Consider the following 3,278-nt stretch of genomic DNA (forward strand, 5'->3'; position numbering starts at 1 on the left):
GTCTTTGCAGACAGGTTCGGGACAGACAAATTCCGGGCAGGCGGATGCCGCGACGCAAGCGCCCGATGCCCGCATCGTCAAGATCCAGGCCGGGCTCAAGGCGTTCGGCAATGACGACATGCAGCTGGATGGTGTCGTCGGCGCGCGCACAAAGGCGGCGATCAAGGAATTCCAGTCGCTGTTCGGGCTGCCGCAGACCGGCGAGCCCGATGAGATCGTCTATGTCAAGATGCGCGAGATCGGCCTGACCAACTGACGGCCGAAACGACGGCTCGCCGAGCGGCGGAAATATCGATAGAGAACCGGCAGTTTCGGGAGCTCTCTCATGCGCGTCACATCGGATCTGTGGGTTTCGGCCCTGTTGCGCCGGATTTTCGGCGCCGGTGGATTTGCCGCCGCGGTCAAGCGTGGCGCGACCGAGGCCGGCGCTGTGTTCGTGCTGGCGCGGGGCAGGCTGGGTGAGGTTGCCCTGTTCGGGCCGGCGCCGCAGACAAGCTATGATTCGGCCAAGCCCGACGACCGGTTTTTCACTCTGCTCGGAGCTGGTGACGATCCCGCGGTGCTCGAAGCCAGGCTGGAACGGGAGAAAAAATTCGATCCCGACATCTGGGTGGTCGAAATCGAGGCCGGTGCCGTGCCCGTCGAGGAGCTTATTTCCGTGAAGACGCCCTGAGGCCGGAAGAAGCCGCCGCATCGTCGCTGTTCGAAGCGGTGCGTGTATCGCTGTTGGCAGGTGCTGCGCCGCGAACCACCCTTGAAAGGATTTCCGCTCTCCACGACCGCATCTTGTCCTGGGCCGCCTCGCGATGCAGCAGCCGGTAGCGGTCGAGGAAAGTCCGGATAGCCTGCGGGTGCGGGAACTGGCTGGGATAGACGGCAACCGTGACCAGGAAGGCCCTGTCTTCGCTGAGGTCGAGCGAGCGCAAGGCGACAAGCAGCGAGGCATAATTCTGGTTGGCGGTGAGCGATCGCGCGGTCTCGAAATCGATGTCGAGCGCATCGGCGAGCGCGGTCTGGAAGAACGCGGCGTTTCCCGTCAGCGCTGTCTCGCGCAATTTCATATAGGTGTCGGCGCCCTTGAAAGGCTCGGCGGTCGCTGTCTTCTCGTCGCCGGTGCGCATCATCGAGCGCAGCCTGCGCCGTGCATTCTCGGCCGCGATGCCGAGTGTCTGTTCCCGGGCTGGCTCGCCGGAGGCGGTATCCGCGCTCGCTGGCGCGATCTTGTCTGCCCCAGCGGCGTTCGCATCCGGGTCCGGCGCGCGCACCAGGGTTGGCCTCTCGAGGGCCCTGATCAGGTCAGCAATGGTCGGGTTCAAGCCCTTGCGGCGCGCAATGGCACGCGCATGCGGCAGGCCATGTCGCCCGATCAGGGCGATGAGATCGATGTCGCTGACGGCGCGTGAGCGGATGAGCAACGGCGCGGCAATGTCGACCGGTTCCTCGCAAAGACGGCGCACCAGGGCGGCGGGTGCGTATTCGCATTCGGAAAGGGCGGCTGCCACGTAACGGCGGGATTTGACGGACACGTCATTGAACAGCGGCAGCGTCAGGTCTTCGAGCTGGCCGATCTCGCGGCGTGAAGGGCGGGTGAGCGAGCAGAACGCCGACACTGCGGCGCGGAACAGCCTTTCGGCCTTTCCCGAGTCTTTTCGTACCGCGATTTGCCTGAAGTCCGAAGATGACACGAAGGATACGCCCGTACTCGACACAAGCTTGGCGCGCTCGACCGGGATTGTGTCGGTTTCGCGAGCACCAAGAACAAAGATCAAGTTAGCGACGATCCGTTAGCGTTCCGTTAACCCTCTGCCGCCTTAATGACATTTGGAGGCGTTGCGTTGTGCTCCGGGGAAACCGAGAGGAATGCGCGAACCATGGGCATGGTACTGTCTTTCGTGCCGCGTACGGCACCAAACACCAGAGCAAAGCAAACCGCCGAAATGCCGGCGGCGGTGATCATCTTTCCCGGCATCCGCTATGAGCGGTCGCATGCCGGCGAAGTGCGGCCGGTCGATCCCGACAAGACGGGATCGCCAGGGACGAAGCCGGTCCCGCACCACTGAGTTTCGGCGGCCACGGACCTTTGGTCCGGGATCATGTCTAGTGCATGTCGCCCAAAAGTGACCTCGGTTTTGGAGAACGACATGCATGAAAACAAAGACCTAAAGCGGGTCGTCTGAATCCGTTCAGACGCGACACGCTCTAGAAGTCCTGCAACTCACAGGAACTCTGTTCGAAGAAGCGCGACACGATCGGCTTCCAGCTGCTGTCGGGGACGAAGGCACGGATGACGAAGATGCCTTCCTCGATCGGCGCTTCGACGAAGATCGCCCCCTGAAGATCCTCTGGAAGGTCCTTGCGCACGTCGATCATCTGCGCCGGCGTCAGCACCACGGCATCCAGAACGCCGCCGGTCGCTGTGTGGTCGTTGAAGGAATAGATGTTGTGGCCGCTGCGGTCATAGACCGACACCGACCAGAACGGGACATGTCCAGGTGCCTTGACGCGGACCAAACCTTCGCCCAGGTCGAACCGGCACGCCGTTGCATAAAACAGCGGGTCGACGGATTTCACCACGGGCGCCCCACCGGCCTCGGCATCGAGCCGCGTCATCTTGTAGAGATCCGAAGCCATGGACAGCCGCGACCAGGCGTCGCGTTCGGAAAATTCAGGCACCAGAAGCAGCACGGCGATGTGCACAATGCCGGCGCCGAGCAGGCCGAGCAGGACGGCATGCAAAAGTCTGCGCATCGCCGCATAAAAACTACGCATCGCAGCCGACCTTGACGATCCGCGGCAGCGAGACGTCCGACAGGCCCGTGCTGCTGGCGATTGGCGTGTCGTAGAAGGTCAGCACGAAATACATCCTGCCGAAGCCGTCTGTCAGCAGCCAATTGCCGGGCATCGGGTGATGGCCGGCGGAAATGATCACCGAATTGTCGGGCTGGCGCACCACCCCGTAGGATTGCAGCGCCGCCAGCCGGGATTTGCCGGTCTCGACCACGCTGAGCGACTGGTCGGCGGCGTAGAGCGTCCAGAACCGCGCCGTCGGAAATCCGCCCTCGATGGTGTAGGTGCATTCGCGCTTGAGCTCGGCGCCGCCCGTGTCTCGCTCGGCGACGAAGGACAGCCCCTCGGCACGGCCGAGTGCAAGCACGCCCTCGCGCGCCACGCGAGCCTTGGAATAAGGATCGGCGGACGGCGTGCCGATATCGGGAAAGGCTGTCCATTGACCGATCCGGATGGCGCCGACGCCATCCTGGACTTTCAGCGCATACCAG

At 63.3% G+C, this 3,278-nt stretch carries 6 protein-coding genes; 3 read left to right on the forward strand and 3 right to left on the reverse strand.

The genetic code is table 11. The features are described 5' to 3' along the window. Together EN969_RS23220 and EN969_RS23225 are read left to right on the forward strand one after the other, a co-directional pair. Positions 1–256 (forward strand): peptidoglycan-binding domain-containing protein (locus tag EN969_RS23220; protein WP_164758436.1); only part of this gene is annotated, 256 nt, incomplete at its 5' end. A gap of 69 nt (positions 257–325) precedes the next feature. Beyond that, complete coding sequence (locus EN969_RS23225; protein WP_127419427.1) at positions 326–673, forward strand: DUF1491 family protein; 348 nt, start codon at positions 326–328, stop codon at positions 671–673. Here EN969_RS23225 and EN969_RS23230 read toward each other — a convergent pair. After that, complete coding sequence (locus tag EN969_RS23230; RefSeq protein ID WP_164758437.1) at positions 651–1,685, reverse strand: hypothetical protein; 1,035 nt, start codon at positions 1,683–1,685, stop codon at positions 651–653. The genes EN969_RS23225 and EN969_RS23230 overlap by 23 nt on opposite strands. Positions 1,686–1,871: 186 nt before the next feature. Here EN969_RS23230 and EN969_RS23235 point away from each other — a divergent pair, with 186 nt between their 5' ends. Beyond that, on the forward strand, positions 1,872–2,060 hold the full coding sequence (locus EN969_RS23235; protein ID WP_013532653.1) for a hypothetical protein: 189 nt from the start codon (positions 1,872–1,874) through the stop codon (positions 2,058–2,060). A 139-nt stretch (positions 2,061–2,199) separates the two neighbouring features. Here EN969_RS23235 and EN969_RS23240 read toward each other — a convergent pair whose 3' ends face one another. Both EN969_RS23240 and EN969_RS23245 read right to left on the reverse strand, forming a co-directional pair. Further along, on the reverse strand, positions 2,200–2,769 hold the full coding sequence (locus tag EN969_RS23240; protein ID WP_013532652.1) for a DUF1254 domain-containing protein: 570 nt from the start codon (positions 2,767–2,769) through the stop codon (positions 2,200–2,202). Continuing rightward, positions 2,762–3,278: DUF1214 domain-containing protein (locus tag EN969_RS23245; protein WP_127419429.1), on the reverse strand; the 517-nt coding region annotated here is incomplete at its 5' end. The genes EN969_RS23240 and EN969_RS23245, both read right to left, overlap by 8 nt.

This window comes from Mesorhizobium sp. M7A.F.Ca.CA.003.01.2.1 (genome assembly GCF_003998945.1).
Taxonomy (GTDB): domain Bacteria; phylum Pseudomonadota; class Alphaproteobacteria; order Rhizobiales; family Rhizobiaceae; genus Mesorhizobium; species Mesorhizobium ciceri.